The organism is Pseudomonas mosselii, from assembly GCF_005796105.1.
Taxonomy (GTDB): Bacteria; Pseudomonadota; Gammaproteobacteria; order Pseudomonadales; family Pseudomonadaceae; genus Aquipseudomonas; species Aquipseudomonas mosselii_C.
In genome coordinates, this window is the sequence record NZ_VAUO01000017.1 from 17,042 (window position 1) to 36,991 (window position 19,950).

At 62.8% G+C, this 19,950-nt stretch carries 16 protein-coding genes; 15 read left to right on the plus strand and 1 reads right to left on the minus strand.

The features are described 5' to 3' along the window. Nucleotides 1-92 precede the first annotated feature (92 nt). A complete protein-coding gene (locus FEM01_RS21960) occupies nucleotides 93-1,535 on the minus strand; it encodes a SulP family inorganic anion transporter (RefSeq protein ID WP_138221558.1) in 1,443 nt (480 codons plus the stop codon). Between the two features lie 190 nt (nucleotides 1,536-1,725). Here FEM01_RS21960 and FEM01_RS21965 point away from each other — a divergent pair, with 190 nt between their 5' ends. The 15 genes from FEM01_RS21965 to nuoN all read left to right on the plus strand — a co-directional run bounded on the left by FEM01_RS21965 (nucleotide 1,726) and on the right by nuoN (nucleotide 19,950). Then, nucleotides 1,726-2,460, plus strand: coding sequence for a secretin N-terminal domain-containing protein (locus FEM01_RS21965; RefSeq protein ID WP_138221559.1), 735 nt, complete (start codon nucleotides 1,726-1,728; stop codon nucleotides 2,458-2,460). A 484-nt stretch (nucleotides 2,461-2,944) separates the two neighbouring features. After that, nucleotides 2,945-4,270, plus strand: coding sequence for an isocitrate lyase (aceA, locus tag FEM01_RS21970; protein WP_138221560.1), 1,326 nt, complete (start codon nucleotides 2,945-2,947; stop codon nucleotides 4,268-4,270). 723 nt (nucleotides 4,271-4,993) lie between these two features. Next, a complete protein-coding gene (locus FEM01_RS21975; protein ID WP_043209159.1) occupies nucleotides 4,994-5,407 on the plus strand; it encodes an NADH-quinone oxidoreductase subunit A in 414 nt (137 codons plus the stop codon). Nucleotides 5,408-5,416: 9 nt separating this feature from the next. Next, nucleotides 5,417-6,094, plus strand: coding sequence for a NuoB/complex I 20 kDa subunit family protein (locus FEM01_RS21980; RefSeq protein WP_008096180.1), 678 nt, complete (start codon nucleotides 5,417-5,419; stop codon nucleotides 6,092-6,094). Nucleotides 6,095-6,173: 79 nt separating this feature from the next. After that, nucleotides 6,174-7,955, plus strand: coding sequence for an NADH-quinone oxidoreductase subunit C/D (gene nuoC, locus FEM01_RS21985; RefSeq protein WP_138221561.1), 1,782 nt, complete (start codon nucleotides 6,174-6,176; stop codon nucleotides 7,953-7,955). Between the two features lie 2 nt (nucleotides 7,956-7,957). Continuing rightward, nucleotides 7,958-8,455, plus strand: coding sequence for an NADH-quinone oxidoreductase subunit NuoE (gene nuoE, locus FEM01_RS21990; RefSeq protein ID WP_070091876.1), 498 nt, complete (start codon nucleotides 7,958-7,960; stop codon nucleotides 8,453-8,455). Beyond that, entirely contained in the window at nucleotides 8,452-9,816 is a 1,365-nt protein-coding gene (nuoF, locus tag FEM01_RS21995; protein WP_138221562.1) for an NADH-quinone oxidoreductase subunit NuoF, read from the plus strand. The genes nuoE and nuoF overlap by 4 nt, the downstream gene beginning before the upstream one ends. A 132-nt stretch (nucleotides 9,817-9,948) precedes the next feature. After that, nucleotides 9,949-12,663 carry an NADH-quinone oxidoreductase subunit NuoG gene (gene nuoG, locus FEM01_RS22000; RefSeq protein ID WP_138221563.1) on the plus strand — a complete coding sequence of 905 codons (2,715 nt, stop codon included), beginning with the start codon at nucleotides 9,949-9,951 and terminating at the stop codon, nucleotides 12,661-12,663. Further along, a complete protein-coding gene (gene nuoH / locus FEM01_RS22005) occupies nucleotides 12,660-13,667 on the plus strand; it encodes an NADH-quinone oxidoreductase subunit NuoH (protein WP_138221564.1) in 1,008 nt (335 codons plus the stop codon). The genes nuoG and nuoH overlap by 4 nt, the downstream gene beginning before the upstream one ends. Before the next feature lie 11 nt (nucleotides 13,668-13,678). Next, entirely contained in the window at nucleotides 13,679-14,227 is a 549-nt protein-coding gene (gene nuoI / locus FEM01_RS22010) for an NADH-quinone oxidoreductase subunit NuoI (RefSeq protein ID WP_016488223.1), read from the plus strand. 10 nt (nucleotides 14,228-14,237) lie between these two features. Further along, entirely contained in the window at nucleotides 14,238-14,738 is a 501-nt protein-coding gene (nuoJ, locus tag FEM01_RS22015) for an NADH-quinone oxidoreductase subunit J (RefSeq protein ID WP_138221565.1), read from the plus strand. A gap of 3 nt (nucleotides 14,739-14,741) precedes the next feature. After that, nucleotides 14,742-15,050: an NADH-quinone oxidoreductase subunit NuoK gene (gene nuoK, locus FEM01_RS22020; RefSeq protein ID WP_023631349.1), complete on the plus strand. Its 309-nt coding sequence runs from the start codon at nucleotides 14,742-14,744 to the stop codon at nucleotides 15,048-15,050. Further along, entirely contained in the window at nucleotides 15,047-16,900 is a 1,854-nt protein-coding gene (gene nuoL, locus FEM01_RS22025) for an NADH-quinone oxidoreductase subunit L (protein WP_138221566.1), read from the plus strand. Before nuoK ends, nuoL begins: the two co-directional genes overlap by 4 nt. 40 nt (nucleotides 16,901-16,940) lie before the next feature. Then, a complete protein-coding gene (gene nuoM, locus FEM01_RS22030; protein ID WP_138221567.1) occupies nucleotides 16,941-18,473 on the plus strand; it encodes an NADH-quinone oxidoreductase subunit M in 1,533 nt (510 codons plus the stop codon). Between the two features lie 7 nt (nucleotides 18,474-18,480). Continuing rightward, on the plus strand, nucleotides 18,481-19,950 hold the full coding sequence (gene nuoN, locus FEM01_RS22035; RefSeq protein ID WP_138221568.1) for an NADH-quinone oxidoreductase subunit NuoN: 1,470 nt from the start codon (nucleotides 18,481-18,483) through the stop codon (nucleotides 19,948-19,950).

Below are 19,950 nucleotides of genomic sequence, written 5' to 3' on the forward strand. Positions count from 1 at the left end.
CGGCCCTTTCGCGGCTAAAGCTCCCACGGGTTATGCGATCGCTGTGGGAGCGGGTTTACCCGCGAAAGGGCCAGCACTGGCAGCACACCTCTTCAGTGCTGCTCGCCAGCGCGCTTCAACAGCTTCTTGCAGCGCTCCGACAGGTGCACCACGCGTAGGTGCTTGCCGGCCCTGGCATAGCGCTCGCGCAGGGTCTTGAGCGCCGCAACCGCCGAATAATCGACAAAGCTCAGGTGCTGGCAATCCAGCGTCACTTTGTCCGGGTCGCGTGCCGGGTCGAATTGATTGAGAAACGGCGTGGTCGAGGCGAAGAACAACGTGCCATGCACCTGGTAATGCTTGCTGCCCTCGGCATCGAGATGAGCATCGGCATACAGCTCGCGGGCGTGCTGCCAGGCGAAGTTGACCGCAGCGATGACGATGCCAAACAGCACCGCCGTAGCCAAGTCGGTGAACACTGTGACCACGGTCACCGCGATGATCGCCAGCACATCGCTGACTGGCACCTTGTTCAACACCCTTAACGAAGCCCAGGCGAAGGTCTGCTGGGCGACCACGAACATCACCCCGACCAACGCCGCCAACGGAATGCGTTCGATCAACGGTGAGAGGAACAGCACGAACAGCAGGATCATCACCCCCGCCACCACCCCAGACAGCCGGCCACGGCCATTCGAACTGAGGTTGATCACGGTCTGTCCGATCATCGCGCAGCCGCCCATGCCACCGCACAATCCCGACACCATGTTGGCCGCCCCCAACGCCACGCACTCACGATCCGGGAATCCCCGACTTTCGGTGATCTCGTCGGTGAGGTTGAGGGTCAGCAGGGTTTCCAGCAAACCAACCATGGCCATCAGCAGCGCATAGGGGGCGATGATCTTCAGGGTTTCGAGGCTCCAAGGCACCTCGGGCAACGCCAGGCCAGGCAAGCCACCGGCGATATGCGCCATATCACCCAGGGTGCGAGTCGGCAGGCCCAGCAGGTACACCAACAGACCGACACCGAGGATCGCCACCAGGGCCGGGGGCACGGCGCGGGTCAGTTTCGGCAGGCCATAGACCACCAGCATGGTCAGCGCCACTAACCCGATCATCAGGTACAGCGGCGTACCACTGAGCCAGTGCTCGCCTGTCTTGAAATGCTCCAACTGCGCCAAGGCGATGACGATCGCCAAGCCGTTGACGAAGCCGAGCATCACGGGGTACGGCACTAACCGCACCAGCTTGCCGAGGCGCAGCACGCCAAACAGAATCATCACCACCCCGCCCAGCAAAACCGTGGCCAGCAGGTACTGCGCCCCGTGCTGCACCACCAGAGCGACGATCACCACGGCCATCGAGCCGGCGGCGCCGGAGATCATGCCTGGCCGGCCACCGAACAGTGCGGTCAGGGTGCAGATGATGAAGGCGCCATACAGGCCCATCAGCGGATTGAGATGCGCCACCAGAGCGAACGCGATGCACTCTGGCACCAAGGCAAAAGAGGTGGTCAGGCCGGCGAGTAGATCGGCGCGTAAACGAGCGGGTTTCATGAAGGTCCTATACCGGTTGCACAGACAGGCCCGCTCCCACAGGAACCGGGCAGTCTTCGCAGGTGTGGCTGAAATCGAGGGCGCGATGTTACGGAATTTGTCTGACAGCAGCCATCACGCTGTTATCCCTACCCGGCAAGATGCTCGTAAATTTGCCATCATGCGTATTCCACTCGCGGAGATCATGGACATGCCGCTACGCCCCCTCCTCACCTCGCTGCTGCTGGCCGCCAGCCTGACCGCCCAGGCCGCCACCGAGGTCATCCCCCTGCAACACCGTGCCAGCAGCGAACTGCTACCCACCGCCCAATCGTTCATCGGCCAGGACGGCAGCGTCAGCGCCTTCGAGAACAAGCTGATCGTCAACGCAGCGCAACCGCGCATCGACGATCTGCGCGCCCTGTTGCAGCAGCTCGACACGGCCCCCAAACGGCTACTGATCAGCGTCGATAACAACGACAGCAACTTCCAGGACAACCGCGGTAACGCACGAGTGATCCACTACGGCACCTCCAACCGCGAAGGAGGCCTGCAACAAGTGCAGGCCAGCGAAGGGCAGCCGGCGTTGATCCAGGTAGGGCAGAGTATTCCCATCACCAGCACCTCAACCGATGCTTACGGGCGCCTTCAGAGCAACACCGAATACCGTAACGTCACCCAAGGCTTCTACGTAACGCCGCGCCTGAGCGGTGATACGGTTCGGCTGCAAATAAGCACCAATCATGATCGAATGAGCCAGCAACGTCAGGATGTAGTGAACGTGCAAAGCACCGACACGACCATCACCGGCCGCCTCGGCGAGTGGATCACCCTGGCCGGCTTCAATCAACAGAGCCAAGCCGAACGTAGCGCGTCAAGCCTGAGTTACAGCACACAACGGGGTGAAAACATGACATTGCGTGTCAAAGTCGACCTTCTCGACTGAAACCAGACAAATCAAGGCCTCGACCAAAGGCCTTTAAACTGACCAGTGAGTCGTATTAGACCAAAGATGTAGTAAGCACAAAAAGTCACTACAAAACATTTGACAGGGCCTTTTTTGCAAAGGCATAGTGGCCTCGCTCCCGCTAATCAGAGGCCCTGGCAAGGGTCTTCGGAGCGCCCTCCCAACACCCGCGGAGGCGCTTCGTGTCCATACGGCCCACAAGGCGGTCCGACGCGATTGCGACTGCAACGAAGAAGTTGTCCCGAGGGACGGAAGCGCATCACCGCAGCACAGGTCATCGCGTCGCAGCAGCAAGGCATCCACGAGCCGAACTGCCATGCCTCGCCGCGCCCTGACTGCCCCTTCCCCTTCGAGCCTTCCGCGTTAGCCGCCGCCATCTCCAGCCAGCCGTCAGGCCCTCTGAGCTGCGTATCCGAGCATCAGCACAATTATTCTCAAGATCGATGCGACGAGGTTTATTTCCATGGCACTGACACGCGAACAGCAAATTGCAGCCCTCGAGAAAGACTGGGCCGAAAACCCGCGCTGGAAAGGCGTGACCCGTACCTACACCGCCGCCGATGTCGTTCGCCTGCGTGGCTCGCTGCAGCCCGAGCACACCTTCGCTCGCCAAGGCGCAGAAAAACTGTGGAAGCTGGTCACCCAGGGCGCCCACCCGTCCTTCCGCCCAGAGAAAGATTTCGTCAACTGCATGGGCGCCCTGACCGGCGGCCAAGCCGTGCAGCAGGTCAAAGCCGGCATCCAGGCCATCTACCTGTCCGGCTGGCAAGTGGCCGCCGACAACAACTCGGCCGAGTCCATGTACCCCGACCAGTCGCTGTACCCGGTCGACTCCGTGCCGACCGTGGTCAAGCGCATCAACAACGCCTTCCGCCGCGCCGACCAGATCCAGTGGAAAGCCGGCAAGAACCCTGGCGACGATGGCTACATCGACTACTTCGCACCGATCGTGGCCGATGCAGAAGCCGGTTTCGGCGGCGTGCTGAACGCCTACGAACTGATGAAGAACATGATCGAAGCGGGCGCCGCAGGCGTGCATTTCGAAGACCAGCTGGCGTCGGTGAAAAAATGTGGCCACATGGGCGGCAAGGTCCTGGTACCGACCCAGGAAGCCGTGCAGAAACTCGTCGCAGCCCGCCTGGCCGCTGACGTCGCCGGTGTGCCAACCATCATCCTGGCGCGCACCGACGCCAACGCCGCCGACCTGCTGACCAGCGACTGCGACCCTTACGATCAACCGTTCGTGATCGGCGAGCGCACCCGCGAAGGCTTCTACAAAGTCCGCGCCGGCCTTGACCAGGCCATTGCACGTGGCCTTGCCTACGCGCCGTATGCCGACCTGATCTGGTGCGAAACCGCCAAGCCAGACCTGGACGAGGCGCGCCGCTTTGCTGAGGCGATCAAGAAGGAGTACCCGGACCAGATCCTGTCGTACAACTGCTCGCCATCGTTCAACTGGAAGAAGAACCTGGACGACGCCACCATCGCTAAGTTCCAGCGCGAGCTGTCGGCCATGGGCTACAAGCACCAGTTCATCACCCTGGCCGGTATCCACAACATGTGGCATGGCATGTTCAACCTGGCGCACGACTACGCCCGCAACGACATGACCGCCTACGTCAAGCTGCAAGAGCAGGAGTTTGCCGACGCCAGCAAAGGCTACACCTTCGTCGCGCACCAGCAGGAAGTCGGCACCGGCTACTTCGACGACATGACCACCGTGATCCAGGGTGGCGCTTCGTCGGTGACCGCACTGACGGGCTCGACCGAGGAAGAGCAATTCCACTGATTGCGGACGGCTCAGAAAAGGCCCGGGGCGTGTAGGCGCTCCGGGCCTTTTTATGCGTCAGCGGTAGCCCCCCCCGCATTGCCTTGACGCGCCTTCCACGAGGAGCACAGCGCAGGCAACATTTCATTTCAGGTCTATCATTGTGGCAGCCCAGCCAGCAAGGATTGCCCATGCCTCGTCCAGGCCACTCCAGCATGATCGCCCTCGACCGCTCTCGCCCGACGCAACGCTCACTGCCCACCAGGCATCGGCTCGACCAGCGACCGATCGCGACCTTCGAACCTGCACAAAATCGGCAAAGTGTTGACTCAGCGCGGTGCACGTACACCTCGAAGCTGCTAGAACGAGCGTTTTTCGCCTACGCAAGTGGGCAGTGCGCCACATGAACTTCGCAACTGCGGCGAAAAGGCAAAACAAGCAGGTCAGCGTTAAATGATATTAATTATCATTACACGAATAGACCGTCGTTACAGTGGATAAGAAACATAATTAACAAAAGCGCGCGCAATGCCCTAAAATCAAGGGTTTCAGCCAGTTACGAACGGTTTTTGTTCTTAAAACTACGAATAAATTTGCAACGGAAATTTTACTTGTAGTGGCTTTACCCATAAAATCAGCGAGATTGATTCAGCTGCGACATTTGGTCACTGCATCTGCGACACCGCGTCGCCGCTCTACTTATTTCAGACTGCAGAGCTGGGTCTCTGTATAAGGATTTCAAGCATGTCCGATTCGGTAGGTCTCATCGCCCACAATTGGGGCTTTGCCATCTTCCTCCTGGGTGTCGTCGGCCTGTGCGCCTTCATGCTCGGCCTGTCCAGCCTGCTCGGTAGCAAGGCATGGGGTCGCGCCAAGAACGAACCCTTCGAATCCGGCATGCTGCCCGTCGGCAGCGCGCGCCTGCGCCTGTCCGCCAAATTCTATCTGGTCGCGATGCTGTTCGTGATCTTCGATATCGAAGCCCTATTCTTGTATGCATGGTCTGTGTCCGTCCGCGAAAGCGGCTGGACCGGATTCGTCGAAGCTCTCGTTTTCATAGCAATTCTGTTGGCAGGTCTTGTCTACCTTTGGCGCGTCGGGGCGCTCGATTGGGCTCCCGAAGGTCGCCGCAAGCGGCAAGCGAAGCTGAAACAATGAGGCTTTGGCATGCAATACAATCTCACCAGAATCGATCCGGATGCGCCCAACGAGCAGTACCCGGTCGGTGAACGGGAAACCGTCACCGATCAACTGCTAGAGGACCAGGTCCACAAGAACATCTACATGGGGAAACTCGAAGATGTGCTGCGTGGCGCGGTCAACTGGGGTCGCAAGAACTCCCTCTGGCCGTACAACTTCGGCCTGTCCTGCTGCTACGTGGAAATGACCACGGCCTTCACGGCGCCCCACGACATCGCCCGCTTCGGCGCCGAAGTCATCCGGGCCTCGCCGCGCCAGGCCGACTTCATGGTCATCGCCGGGACCTGCTTCGTCAAAATGGCACCGATCATTCAGCGCCTGTACGAGCAGATGCTCGAACCCAAATGGGTCATCTCCATGGGTTCGTGCGCCAACTCCGGCGGCATGTACGACATTTACTCGGTCGTTCAGGGGGTCGACAAGTTCCTCCCCGTGGACGTTTACGTGCCTGGCTGCCCGCCGCGCCCCGAAGCGTTCCTGCAAGGCTTGATGCTGCTGCAGGAGTCGATCGGCCAAGAACGACGCCCGCTTTCCTGGGTGGTTGGTGATCAAGGCATCTACCGTGCCGAAATGCCAGCCCAGAAAGACCTGCGTCGCGAACAGCGCATTGCGGTAACCAACCTGCGCAGCCCCGACGAAGTCTGATCCAGCGACCTGCCGCCCGCTCCCCCAGGAGCCGGCGGCCTGGCTTCATTCTTAACGCTGACCCAAAGCGACCGAGACCATGACAGCGGACAACGCTATTTTCATTCCGCCCTACAAGGCTGACGACCAGGATGTGGTCGTCGAACTGCACAACCGTTTTGGCGCCGACGCATTCGTCGCCCAGGAAACCCGCACCGGCATGCCGGTTCTGTGGGTCAAACGTGCCCAACTCAAGGAAGTGCTGAGCTTCCTGCGTGGTGTCGCCAAACCGTACAGCATGCTGTACGACCTGCATGGCGTCGACGAGCGCTTGCGTACCCAACGCCGCGGCCTGCCCGCTGCCGACTTCAGCGTGTTCTACCACCTGCTGTCGATCGAGCGTAACAGCGACGTGATGATCAAGGTCTCGCTCAGCGAGGGCGACCTGAATCTGCCGAGCGTGACCGGCATCTGGCCCAACGCCAACTGGTACGAACGCGAAGTCTGGGACATGTTCGGCATCGATTTCGCCGGCCACCCGCACCTAAGCCGCATCATGATGCCGCCGACCTGGGAAGGTCACCCTCTGCGCAAGGACTACCCAGCCCGCGCCACCGAGTTCGACCCTTACAGCCTCACGCTGGCCAAGCAGCAGCTCGAAGAGGAATCGGCGCGCTTCAACCCCGAAGCCTGGGGCATGAAACGTCAGGGCGCCAACGAGGACTACATGTTCCTCAACCTCGGCCCCAACCACCCCTCCGCCCACGGTGCGTTCCGCATCGTGCTGCAACTGGACGGTGAAGAGATCGTCGACTGCGTCCCGGACATTGGCTACCACCACCGTGGCGCCGAGAAGATGGCCGAGCGTCAGTCCTGGCACAGCTTCATTCCCTACACCGACCGTATCGACTACCTCGGTGGGGTGATGAACAACCTGCCTTACGTACTGGCGGTCGAGAAGCTCGCCGGTATCAAGGTGCCACAGAAGGTCGACACCATCCGCGTGATGCTGGCCGAGTTCTTCCGAATCACCAGCCACCTGCTGTTCCTGGGTACCTATATCCAGGACGTCGGCGCGATGACCCCGGTGTTCTTTACCTTCACCGACCGCCAGCGCGCCTACACCGTTATCGAGGCGATCACCGGTTTCCGCCTGCACCCGGCCTGGTACCGCATCGGTGGTGTAGCCCACGACCTGCCGCGCGGCTGGGACAAGCTGGTCAAGGACTTCGTCGAATGGCTGCCCAAGCGCCTGGACGAGTACGAAAAGGCCGCCCTGCAGAACAGCATCCTCAAAGGCCGTACCATCGGCGTTGCCGCCTACAACACCAAGGAAGCCCTGGCCTGGGGTACCACCGGTGCAGGCCTGCGTGCCACCGGCTGCGACTTCGACCTGCGCAAGGCGCGCCCTTACTCCGGCTACGAGAACTTCGAGTTCGAAGTACCGCTGGCCCACAATGGCGATGCCTATGATCGCTGCATGGTCCGTGTCGAAGAGATGCGCCAGAGTATCCGCATCATCGACCAGTGCCTGCGCAACATGCCGGAAGGCCCGTACAAGGCGGATCACCCGCTGACCACGCCGCCGCCGAAAGAGCGCACCCTGCAGCACATCGAAACCCTGATCACTCACTTCCTGCAAGTCTCGTGGGGCCCGGTCATGCCGGCCAACGAGTCGTTCCAGATGATCGAGGCGACCAAGGGCATCAACAGTTACTACCTGACGAGCGACGGCGGCACCATGAGCTACCGCACCCGGATCCGTACGCCCAGCTACCCGCACCTGCAGCAGATCCCTTCGGTGATCAAAGGCAGCATGGTCGCGGACCTGATCGCGTACCTGGGCAGTATCGACTTCGTTATGGCTGACGTGGACCGCTAAGCATGAACAGCACGCTTATCCAAACCGACCGTTTCGCCCTCAGCGAAACCGAGCGCTCGGCCATCGAGCACGAGATGCACCACTACGAGGACCCGCGCGCGGCGTCCATCGAAGCCTTGAAGATCGTGCAGAAAGAGCGCGGTTGGGTGCCGGACGGCGCCATCTACGCCATCGGCGAGGTACTCGGCATCCCTGCCAGCGACGTCGAGGGTGTGGCCACTTTCTACAGCCAGATCTTCCGCCAGCCGGTCGGCCGCCACATCATCCGCGTATGCGACAGCATGGTCTGCTACATCGGCGGCCACGAGTCGGTGGTCAGCCAGATCCAGAGCGAGCTGGGCATCGGCCTGGGTCAGACCACCGCCGACGGACGCTTCACCCTGCTGCCAGTGTGCTGCCTGGGCAACTGCGACAAGGCCCCGGCGCTGATGATCGACGACGACACCTTTGGCGACGTGCAACCTGCCGGCGTCGCCAAGCTGCTGGAGGGTTACGTATGACCATCACTTCCTTCGGCCCGGCCAACCGCATCGCGCGTAGTGCCGAAACCCACCCGCTGACCTGGCGCCTGCGTGACGACGGCGAGCCAGTCTGGCTGGCCGAGTACGAATCCAAGAACGGCTACGCCGCGGCGCGCAAGGCGCTGGCCGAGATGTCCGCCGACGACATCGTGCAGAGTGTCAAGGACTCCGGCCTCAAGGGTCGCGGCGGTGCAGGCTTCCCCACTGGCGTGAAGTGGGGCCTGATGCCCAAAGACGAATCCATGAATATCCGCTACCTGCTGTGCAACGCGGACGAAATGGAGCCCAACACCTGGAAAGACCGTATGCTGATGGAGCAACAGCCCCATCTGCTGGTCGAAGGTATGCTGATCAGCGCCCGTGCGCTGAAGGCCTATCGCGGCTACATCTTCCTGCGTGGCGAATACACCACTGCGGCGAAGAACCTCAATCGCGCCATCGATGAAGCCAAGGCTGCCGGCCTCTTGGGCAAAAACATCCTGGGCAGCGGTTTCGATTTCGAGCTGTTCGTGCACACCGGCGCCGGGCGCTACATCTGCGGTGAAGAAACCGCGCTGATCAACTCGCTCGAAGGCCGTCGCGCCAACCCACGCTCCAAGCCGCCCTTCCCTGCCGCCGTCGGCGTGTGGGGCAAACCGACCTGCGTGAACAACGTCGAGACCCTGTGCAACGTGCCGGCGATCGTCGCCAACGGCAACGACTGGTACAAGTCGCTGGCCCGCGAAGGCAGTGAAGACCACGGCACCAAGCTGATGGGCTTCTCCGGCAAGGTGAAGAACCCAGGTCTGTGGGAGCTGCCGTTCGGCGTCACCGCCCGCGAACTATTCGAAGATTATGCCGGTGGCATGCGCGACGGCTTCAAGCTCAAGTGCTGGCAGCCAGGCGGCGCGGGTACCGGCTTCCTGCTGCCCGAACACCTCGATGCACAGATGTACGCCGGTGGCATCGCCAAGGTCGGCACCCGGATGGGTACGGGCCTGGCGATGGCGGTGGACGACAGCATCAACATGGTCTCGCTGCTGCGCAACATGGAAGAGTTCTTCGCCCGCGAATCCTGCGGCTGGTGCACCCCCTGCCGTGACGGCCTGCCGTGGAGCGTGAAGATGCTGCGCGCGCTGGAAAAAGGCCAAGGCCGCGCCGAAGACATCGAGACCCTGCTGGGTCTGGTCAACTTCCTCGGCCCAGGCCGCACCTTCTGTGCTCACGCACCGGGTGCCGTCGAGCCGTTGGGCAGTGCCATCAAGTACTTCCGCTCGGAGTTCGAGGCCGGGGTCGCGCCAGCAGCCGCGGGTGACGCCCTGCGTACGAACCTCGCCAAACCGATCGTGGTCGGCGCATAACAAGATGATGAGGCAGGTGGTCCGTGCCACTTGCCAGCTTGCCGACAGGCCCGAGTGATCGCGGCGTGTCGCAAGCCCACCGATTTCCATTAGCCACGCCTGCTCACGCGGGCCAACGAAGAACTTTGAACCATGGCCACTATCCACGTAGACGGCAAAGCGCTCGAAGTCAACGGTGCAGACAACCTGTTACAGGCCTGTCTGTCGCTCGGCCTCGACATCCCCTATTTCTGCTGGCACCCGGCGCTCGGTAGCGTCGGCGCCTGCCGGCAATGTGCGGTCAAGCAGTACACCGACGAGAACGACACCCGTGGTCGTATCGTCATGTCCTGCATGACCCCTGCCTCCGACGGCACCTGGATCTCCATCGACGATGAAGAGTCCAAGGCGTTTCGCGCCAGCGTCGTCGAGTGGCTGATGACCAACCACCCGCACGACTGCCCCGTGTGCGAGGAAGGCGGTCACTGCCATCTGCAGGACATGACGGTAATGACGGGCCACAACGAGCGCCGCTACCGTTTCACCAAGCGTACCCACCAGAACCAGGACCTCGGCCCGTTCATCGCCCATGAGATGAACCGCTGCATCGCCTGCTACCGCTGCGTGCGCTACTACAAGGACTACGCTGGCGGCACCGACCTGGGTGTGTATGGCGCGCATGACAACGTGTACTTCGGTCGCGTCGAAGACGGCGTTCTGGAAAGCGAGTTCTCCGGCAACCTCACCGAGGTCTGCCCGACCGGTGTGTTCACCGACAAGACCCACTCCGAGCGCTACAACCGCAAGTGGGACATGCAGTTCGCCCCGAGCATCTGCCATGGCTGCTCCAGCGGCTGCAACATCAGCCCCGGTGAGCGCTACGGTGAACTGCGCCGTATCGAGAACCGCTTCAACGGCTCGGTCAACCAGTACTTCCTGTGCGACCGTGGCCGCTTCGGCTATGGCTACGTCAACCGCAAGGACCGTCCACGCCAGCCGTTCCTCGCCGACGGCACCAAACTGAGCCTGGACGCCGCCCTGGACAAGGCCGCCGACCTGCTGCGTGGCCGCACCATCGTCGGCATCGGCTCGCCACGCGCCAGCCTCGAGAGCAACTACGGCCTGCGCGAGCTGGTCGGCGCCGAGTACTTCTACTCGGGTATCGAAGCCAGTGAACTGGCCCGCGTACGCCTGGTACTGGACGTGCTGAACAACAGCCCGCTACCGGTCCCGACGCTGCGTGACATCGAAGACCACGATGCCGTGTTCGTGCTCGGTGAAGACCTCACGCAAACCGCCGCCCGAGTAGCCCTGGCCGTGCGCCAGGCGACCAAGGGCAAGGCCGAGGCCATGGCCGACGCCATGCGCGTGCAGCCGTGGCTGGATGCTGCGGTGAAGAACATCGGCCAGCACGCGTTGTACCCGCTGTTCATCGCCTCGCTGGCTGAAACCAAGCTGGACGACGTCGCCGAGGAGTGCGTGCACGCCGCCCCGGCCGACCTGGCCCGCATTGGCTTCGCCGTGGCCCACGCCATCGACCCGAGCGCGCCTGCCGTCGAAGGCCTGGACGCCGACGCCAAGGCACTGGCCCAGCGCATCGCCGATGCCCTGGTCGCCGCCAACCGCCCGCTGGTGGTCGCCGGTACGTCGCTGGCAGAGCCTGCGCTGATCGAAGCCGCCGCCAACATCGCCAAGGCCCTGAAGCTGCGCGAGAAGAACGGTTCGCTGAGCTTGGTCGTGCCCGAGGCCAACAGCCTTGGCATGGCGATGATGGGCGGCGAGTCCGTTGACGCCGCGCTGGACGCGGTCATCAGCGGCAAGGCCGATGCCATCGTGGTGCTGGAAAACGATCTGTACACCCGTGTACCGGCCGCCAAGATCGATGCAGCCCTGGCGGCGGCCAAGGTAGTGATCGTCGCTGACCACACCAAGACAGCGACGGTGGACCGCGCCCACCTGGTACTGCCAGCGGCCTCGTTCGCCGAAGGCGACGGCACCCTGGTCAGCCAGGAAGGCCGCGCCCAGCGTTTCTTCCAGGTGTTCGACCCGCAATACCTGGACAGCAGCATCCAGATTCACGAAGGCTGGCGCTGGATGCACGCCCTGCGTGCGACCCTGCTCAACAAGCCGGTGGACTGGACCCAACTCGACCACGTCACCAGCGCCTGCGCCGAAGCTGCCCCGCAACTGGCGGGTATCGTCAACGCAGCGCCAAGCGCCGCGTTCCGCATCAAGGGCATGAAGCTGGCCCGCGAGCCGCTGCGCTACTCCGGGCGTACCGCCATGCGCGCCAACATCAGCGTCCACGAGCCGCGCACCCCGCAGGACAAGGACACCGCGTTCGCCTTCTCGATGGAAGGCTACTCGGGCTCGGCCGAACCGCGCCAGCAAGTGCCGTTCGCCTGGTCGCCGGGCTGGAACTCCCCGCAAGCCTGGAACAAGTTCCAGGACGAGGTCGGTGGTCACCTGCGTGCAGGCGACCCGGGCGTGCGCCTGATCGAATCGCAAGGTGATCGCCTGAACTGGTTCAATACCATTCCGGGCGCGTTCAACCCGGCCCGTGGGACCTGGACTGCCGTGCCGTTCTTCCACCTGTTCGGCAGTGAAGAGAACTCCTCGCGCGCCGCCCCGGTGCAATCGCGTATCCCGGCTGCCTACGTGGGCCTGGCCAAGTCCGAGGCCGAGCGCCTGGGCGTCAACGACGGCGCGCTGCTGAGCCTGAGCGTCGGCGGCGTTTCGCTGCGCCTGCCGCTGCGTATCCATGAAGAACTGGGCGCTGGCCTGGTTGCGCTGCCCAAAGGCCTGGCCGGCATTCCGCCCGCCATCTTCGGTGCACCCGTCGAAGGCCTGCAGGAGGCAGCACAATGAGCTGGTTCACCCCCGAAGTGATCGATGTGATTCTCACCGTCGTGCGGGCCATCGTGGTCCTGCTGGCTGTGGTGGTCTGCGGCGCGCTGCTCAGTTTCGTCGAGCGCCGCCTGCTGGGCTGGTGGCAGGACCGCTATGGTCCGAACCGTGTCGGCCCGTTCGGCATGTTCCAGATTGCCGCCGACATGCTGAAGATGTTCTTCAAGGAAGACTGGAACCCACCCTTCGTCGATCGCATGATCTTCACCCTGGCGCCCGTCGTGGCCATGAGTGCACTGCTGATCGCCTTCGTGGTGATTCCGATCACCCCGCTGTGGGGCGTCGCCGACCTGAACATCGGCCTGCTGTTCTTCTTCGCCATGGCCGGTCTGTCGGTCTACGCCGTGCTCTTCGCCGGCTGGTCGTCGAACAACAAGTACGCCCTGCTGGGCAGCCTGCGAGCCTCGGCACAGACCGTATCGTACGAAGTGTTCCTGGGCCTGGCGCTGATGGGTGTGGTGGTGCAGGTAGGCTCGTTCAACATGCGCGACATCGTTGAATACCAGGCCAACAACCTGTGGTTCATCATTCCGCAGTTCTTCGGCTTCTGCACCTTCTTCATCGCTGGCGTCGCCGTGACCCACCGTCACCCGTTCGACCAGCCGGAAGCGGAACAGGAACTGGCCGACGGCTACCACATCGAATATGCCGGCATGAAATGGGGCATGTTCTTCGTCGGTGAGTACATCGGCATCATCCTGATCTCGGCGCTGCTGGTAACCCTGTTCTTCGGTGGCTGGCACGGCCCGTTCGGCATCCTGCCGCAGGTGCCGTTCCTGTGGTTCGCCCTGAAGACTGCGTTCTTCATCATGCTGTTCATCCTGCTGCGCGCCTCGATCCCGCGCCCACGCTATGACCAGGTGATGGACTTCAGCTGGAAGTTCTGCCTGCCGCTGACCCTGATCAATTTGCTGGTGACCGCTGCGATCGTGCTCTACAACACGCCAGCCGTCGCGGCCCAGTGAGGATTTGACCCATGTTCAAATATATCGGCGACATCGTTAAGGGCACCGGCACTCAGCTGCGCAGCCTGGCCATGGTGTTCTCCCACGGGTTCCGCAAGCGCGACACCCTGCAATACCCCGAAGAACCGGTTTACCTGCCGCCGCGCTACCGCGGCCGCATCGTCCTCACCCGCGACCCCGACGGCGAAGAACGCTGCGTGGCGTGCAACCTCTGCGCGGTGGCCTGTCCGGTAGGCTGCATCTCGCTGCAGAAGGCCGAGACCGAGGACGGTCGTTGGTACCCTGAGTTCTTCCGCATCAACTTCTCGCGCTGCATTTTCTGCGGCCTGTGCGAAGAGGCGTGCCCGACCACCGCGATCCAGCTGACCCCGGATTTCGAAATGGCCGAGTTCAAGCGTCAGGACCTGGTGTACGAGAAAGAAGATCTGCTGATCTCCGGCCCCGGCAAGAACCCTGACTACAACTTCTACCGTGTTGCGGGTATGGCCATCGCTGGCAAGCCGAAAGGCGCTGCGCAGAACGAAGCCGAGCCGATCAACGTGAAGAGCTTGCTCCCATAAGGACAGAAAGATGGAATTCGCTTTCTACTTCGCATCCGGGATAGCCGTTGTCTCCACGCTTCGCGTGGTGACCGGCACCAACCCCGTGCACGCCCTGCTCTACCTGATCATTTCGCTGATCTCCGTAGCGATGATCTTCTTCTCCCTCGGTGCGCCGTTCGCTGGCGCCCTGGAAGTGATCGCCTACGCCGGCGCCATCATGGTGCTGTTCGTCTTCGTGGTGATGATGCTCAACCTCGGGCCGGCCTCGGTCGCCCAGGAACGCGGCTGGCTCAAGCCGGGAATCTGGGCGGGGCCTGTGATCCTTGCCGCCCTGCTGCTGCTTGAGCTGCTCTACGTGCTGTTCGCCAACCCCACCGGGGCGGCCATCAGCGGCACCACCGTGGACGCCAAGGCCGTGGGCATCAGCCTGTTCGGTCCTTACCTGCTGGTGGTCGAACTGGCCTCGATGCTGCTGCTCGCCGCAGCCGTCACCGCCTTCCACCTGGGCCGCAACGAGGCGAAGGAGTAAATCATGGGTGCTATCCCTCTCGAGCATGGTCTGGCGGTCGCCGGTATCCTGTTCTGCTTAGGTCTGGTTGGCCTGATGGTCCGCCGCAACATCCTCTTCGTGCTCATGAGCCTGGAAGTCATGATGAACGCCGCTGCCCTGGCGTTCATCGTCGCCGGTGCGCGTTGGGTCCAGCCCGACGGCCAGGTGATGTTCATTCTGGTGATCAGCCTGGCAGCCGCCGAGGCCAGCATTGGCTTGGCGATCCTGCTGCAGCTGTATCGCCGCTTCCACACTCTCGACATCGATGCTGCCAGTGAGATGCGCGGATGAACCTACTCTTTCTGACTTTCGTCTTCCCCCTGATCGGCTTCCTGCTGCTGTCGTTCTCGCGCGGGCGGTTCTCGGAGAACCTGTCCGCGCTGATCGGCGTCGGTTCGGTGGGCCTCTCGGCCGCCACCGCCGCCTACGTCATCTGGCAGTTCAACGTCGCCCCGCCTGAAGGCGGCGCGTACAGCCAACTGCTGTGGCAGTGGATGTCGGTGGATGGCTTCGCGCCGAACTTCACCCTGTACCTGGATGGCCTGTCGGTCACCATGCTCGGCGTAGTCACCGGCGTCGGTTTCCTGATCCACCTGTTCGCCTCCTGGTACATGCGTGGCGAGACCGGCTACTCGCGGTTCTTCTCGTACACCAACCTGTTCATCGCCAGCATGCTGTTCCTGATCCTGGGCGATAACCTGCTGTTCATCTACTTCGGTTGGGAAGGCGTGGGCCTGTGCTCGTACCTGCTGATCGGCTTCTACTACAGCAACCGCAACAACGGTAACGCGGCGCTCAAGGCGTTCATCGTCACCCGCATCGGCGACGTGTTCATGGCCATCGGCCTGTTCATCCTGTTCGCCCAGCTGGGTACGCTGAACGTTCAAGAGCTGCTGGTACTGGCCCCGCAGAAGTTCCAGGCGGGCGACACCTGGATGGTCCTGGCGACCCTGATGCTGCTCGGTGGCGCGGTCGGTAAATCGGCCCAGCTGCCGCTGCAGACCTGGCTGGCCGACGCGATGGCCGGCCCGACGCCAGTCTCGGCCCTGATCCACGCCGCCACCATGGTGACCGCCGGCGTCTACCTGATCGCGCGTACCAACGGCCTGTTCCTGCTGGCACCGGACATCCTGCACCTGGTTGGTGTAGTGGGCGGTGTCACCCTGGTCTTGGCTGGCTTCGCCGCGCTGGTGCAGACCGACATCAAGCGTATCCTCGCCTACTCGACCATGAGCCAGATCGGCTACATGTTCCTCGCATTGGGCGTTGGCGCGTGGGACGCGGCGATCTTCCACCTGATGACCCACGCTTTCTTCAAGGCCCTGCTGTTCCTTGCCTCCGGTGCGGTGATCGTTGCCTGCCACCACGAGCAGAACATCTTCAAGATGGGCGGTCTGTGGAAGAAGCTGCCACTGGCCTACGCCAGCTTCGTGGTCGGTGGTGCAGCGCTTGCCGCCCTGCCGATCCTGACCGTGGGCTTCTACTCCAAGGACGAGATCCTCTGGGAAGCCTTCGCCAGCGGCAACACCGGCCTGCTGTACGCAGGCCTGGTGGGCGCGTTCATGACCTCGCTGTACACCTTCCGCCTGATCTTCATCGCCTTCCACGGTGAAGCCAAGACCGAAGCCCACGCCGGCCACGGCATCAGCCACTGGCTGCCGCTGGGCGTGCTGATCGTGCTGTCGACGTTCATCGGCGCCTGGATCCATCCGCCACTGGCCGGTGTGCTGCCAGAAAGCGCCGGTCACGCCGGTGGCGAAGCCAAGCACTCGCTGGAAATCGCCTCGGGCGCCATCGCCGTCGCCGGTATCCTGCTGTCGGCCCTGCTGTTCCTGGGCAAGCGCAGCTTCGTCAGCAGCATCGCCAACAGCGGCCTGGGCCGCGTCCTGTCGGCCTGGTGGTTCGCCGCCTGGGGCTTCGACTGGATCTACGACAAGCTCTTCGTCAAACCGTACCTGCTGATCAGCCACGTCCTGCGCAAGGACCCGGTTGACCGCGGCATCGGCCTCATCCCGCGCATGGCGCGTGGCGGTCACGTTGCCATGAGCAAGACCGAGACTGGCCAGCTGCGTTGGTACACCGCCTCCATCGCCGTCGGTGCCGTGCTGGTACTCGGCGCAGTACTGGTGGCTGCGGTATGACCCTGAATCTTGCGACTTTGCCAAAGGAAACCAACCCGTCATGATTTTGCCTTGGCTGATCCTGATCCCCTTCATCGGCGGCTTCCTGTGCTGGCTGGGTGAGCGCTTCGGCGCCACCCTGCCGCGCTGGATCGCGCTGCTGACCATGTCCCTGCTGCTCGGAATCGGCCTGTGGCTGTGGGGCACTGGCGACTACACCCTCGCCCCAGCACCGGGCGCCGAACCTGCCTGGGCCGTGGAATACAAGGTCCAGTGGATCCAGCGCTTCGGCATCAGCATCCACCTGGCCCTCGACGGCCTGTCGCTGCTGATGATCCTGCTGACTGGCCTGCTCGGCGTGCTGTCGGTGCTATGCTCCTGGAAAGAGATCCAGCGCCACGTCGGCTTCTTCCACCTCAACCTGATGTGGATCCTGGGCGGCGTGGTCGGTGTGTTCCTGGCGCTGGACCTGTTCCTGTTCTTCTTCTTCTGGGAAATGATGCTGGTGCCGATGTACTTCCTCATCGCGCTCTGGGGCCATAGCTCGGCGGACGGCAAGAAGACCCGGATCTACGCGGCGACCAAGTTCTTCATCTTCACCCAGGCCAGCGGCCTGATCATGCTGGTGGCGATCCTGGGCCTGGTGCTGGTGAACTACAACGCCACCGGCGTGCTCACCTTCAACTACAGCGACCTGCTCAAGGCTGAACTGCCTGCCGGTATCGAGTACGTGTTGATGCTGGGCTTCTTCATCGCCTTCGCAGTGAAGCTGCCGGTTGTGCCGTTCCACTCCTGGCTGCCTGACGCCCACGCCCAGGCACCGACCGCAGGCTCCGTGGACCTGGCGGGCATCCTGCTGAAGACCGCGGCCTACGGCCTGCTGCGCTTCGCCCTGCCGCTGTTCCCGAACGCCTCGGCAGAGTTCGCGCCCATCGCCATGACCCTGGGCCTGATCGGTATCTTCTACGGCGCCTTCCTGGCCTTCGCGCAGACCGACATCAAGCGCCTGATCGCTTTCTCCAGCGTCTCGCACATGGGCTTCGTGCTGATCGGTATCTACTCCGGCAGCCAGCAAGCGCTGCAGGGTGCGGTGATCCAGATGCTGGCCCACGGCCTGTCGGCCGCGGCGCTGTTCATCCTCTCCGGCCAGCTCTACGAGCGCCTGCACACCCGTGACATGCGCGAGATGGGCGGCCTGTGGCACCGCATCGCCTACCTTCCGGCCATCAGCCTGTTCTTCGCCGCAGCCTCCCTGGGCCTGCCGGGCACCGGCAACTTCGTCGGCGAGTTCCTGATCCTGATCGGCAGCTTCGTGCACGTCCCTTGGATCACCGTAATCGCGACCACCGGCCTTGTGTTCGGCTCGGTCTACTCGCTGATCATGATCCACCGCGCCTACTTCGGCCCGGCCAAGGCCGATACCGTACTGGCCGGCATGGACGGCCGCGAGCTGATCATGGTGCTGGGCCTGGCGGTGTTGCTGATCTTGCTGGGCGTGTACCCGCAGCCGTTCCTCGACACCTCTGCCGCCACCATGAGCGGTGTGCAGCAGTGGCTCGGTTCCGCTTTCACTCAACTCGCTTCGGCCCGGTAAGAGCGCTATGGAATTCACCACTCAACACTTCATCGCATTGGCGCCGATGCTGATCACCACCATCACCACGGTGGTGGTGATGCTGGCGATCGCCTGGAAGCGCAACCACTCGCAGACCTTCCTGCTGTCCACCGTGGGCCTGAACCTGGCCTTGCTGTCGATCCTGCCGGCACTGAAAGTCGCGCCGCTGGCGGTCACCTCGCTGGTGACCATCGACAAGTTCGCCTGCCTGTACATGGCGATCATCCTGATTGCCACGCTGGCCTGCGTGACGCTAGCCCACGCCTACCTCGGCGAAGGCTCCAAGGGCTTCCCAGGCAACCGTGAAGAACTCTACCTGCTGCTGCTGATGTCGGCTCTCGGTGGCCTGGTGCTGGTCAGCGCCAACCACCTGGCGGGTCTGTTCATCGGCCTGGAGCTGCTCTCAGTGCCGGTCTACGGCCTGGTGGCATACGCGTTCTTCAACAAGCGTTCGCTGGAAGCCGGCATCAAGTACATGGTCCTGTCGGCCGCCGGTTCCGCTTTCCTGCTGTTCGGCATGGCGCTGCTGTACGCCGACGCCGGTGCCCTGACCTTCGACCAATTGGGCAAGGTCCTGGCTGCCACCAGCATGCCAAGCCTGCTGGCGCAGCTGGGCCTGGGCATGATGCTGGTCGGCCTGGCCTTCAAGCTGTCGCTGGTGCCGTTCCACCTGTGGACGCCGGACGTTTACGAAGGTGCTCCGGCCCCCGTCGCGGCGTTCCTGGCCACTGCCAGCAAGGTCGCCGTGTTCGCCGTCGTGGTCCGTCTGTTCATGCTCTCCCCTGCTGCCAGCAGCGGCGTGCTGAGCACCGTGCTGTCGGTCATCGCGGTGGCATCGATCATCGTCGGCAACCTGCTGGCCCTGACCCAAAGCAACCTCAAGCGTCTGCTGGGTTATTCGTCCATCGCCCACTTCGGCTACCTGGTCATCGCCCTGGTCGCAAGCAAGGGCCTGGCCCTGGAAGCCATGGGCGTGTATCTGGTCACCTACGTGATCACCAGCCTCGGCGCCTTCGGCGTGATCACCCTGATGTCCTCGCCGTACGGTGGCCGAGACGCCGATGCCTTGTACGAGTACCGCGGCCTGTTCTGGCGCCGTCCGTACCTGACGGCGGTACTGACCGTGATGATGCTGTCGCTTGCCGGTATCCCGCTGACCGCAGGCTTCATCGGCAAGTTCTACATCATCGCCACCGGCGTCGAGTCGCACCTGTGGTGGCTGGTAGGCGCACTGGTGCTGGGTAGCGCCATTGGCGTGTACTACTACCTGCGCGTCATGGTCACCCTCTACCTGGTCGAGCCGAACCTGCGTCGCCACGACGCCCCGCTGAAGTGGGAACAGCGTACCGGCGGCGTCATGCTGCTGGCCATCGCCATCCTCGCCTTCGTGCTGGGCGTATACCCGCAGCCGCTGCTGGAGATGGTGCAGCAAGCCGGCCTGCAACTGATCGGCTGA

Bases quoted from the DNA above. Each gene is read 5' to 3' on its own strand.
- FEM01_RS21960 (WP_138221558.1), bottom strand. From the start codon at position 1,535: ATGAAACCCGCTCGTTTACGCGCCGATCTACTCGCCGGCCTGACCACC.
- FEM01_RS21965 (WP_138221559.1), top strand. From the start codon at position 1,726: ATGCCGCTACGCCCCCTCCTCACCTCGCTGCTGCTGGCCGCCAGCCTG.
- aceA (WP_138221560.1), top strand. From the start codon at position 2,945: ATGGCACTGACACGCGAACAGCAAATTGCAGCCCTCGAGAAAGACTGG.
- FEM01_RS21975 (WP_043209159.1), top strand. From the start codon at position 4,994: ATGTCCGATTCGGTAGGTCTCATCGCCCACAATTGGGGCTTTGCCATC.
- FEM01_RS21980 (WP_008096180.1), top strand. From the start codon at position 5,417: ATGCAATACAATCTCACCAGAATCGATCCGGATGCGCCCAACGAGCAG.
- nuoC (WP_138221561.1), top strand. From the start codon at position 6,174: ATGACAGCGGACAACGCTATTTTCATTCCGCCCTACAAGGCTGACGAC.
- nuoE (WP_070091876.1), top strand. From the start codon at position 7,958: ATGAACAGCACGCTTATCCAAACCGACCGTTTCGCCCTCAGCGAAACC.
- nuoF (WP_138221562.1), top strand. From the start codon at position 8,452: ATGACCATCACTTCCTTCGGCCCGGCCAACCGCATCGCGCGTAGTGCC.
- nuoG (WP_138221563.1), top strand. From the start codon at position 9,949: ATGGCCACTATCCACGTAGACGGCAAAGCGCTCGAAGTCAACGGTGCA.
- nuoH (WP_138221564.1), top strand. From the start codon at position 12,660: ATGAGCTGGTTCACCCCCGAAGTGATCGATGTGATTCTCACCGTCGTG.
- nuoI (WP_016488223.1), top strand. From the start codon at position 13,679: ATGTTCAAATATATCGGCGACATCGTTAAGGGCACCGGCACTCAGCTG.
- nuoJ (WP_138221565.1), top strand. From the start codon at position 14,238: ATGGAATTCGCTTTCTACTTCGCATCCGGGATAGCCGTTGTCTCCACG.
- nuoK (WP_023631349.1), top strand. From the start codon at position 14,742: ATGGGTGCTATCCCTCTCGAGCATGGTCTGGCGGTCGCCGGTATCCTG.
- nuoL (WP_138221566.1), top strand. From the start codon at position 15,047: ATGAACCTACTCTTTCTGACTTTCGTCTTCCCCCTGATCGGCTTCCTG.
- nuoM (WP_138221567.1), top strand. From the start codon at position 16,941: ATGATTTTGCCTTGGCTGATCCTGATCCCCTTCATCGGCGGCTTCCTG.
- nuoN (WP_138221568.1), top strand. From the start codon at position 18,481: ATGGAATTCACCACTCAACACTTCATCGCATTGGCGCCGATGCTGATC.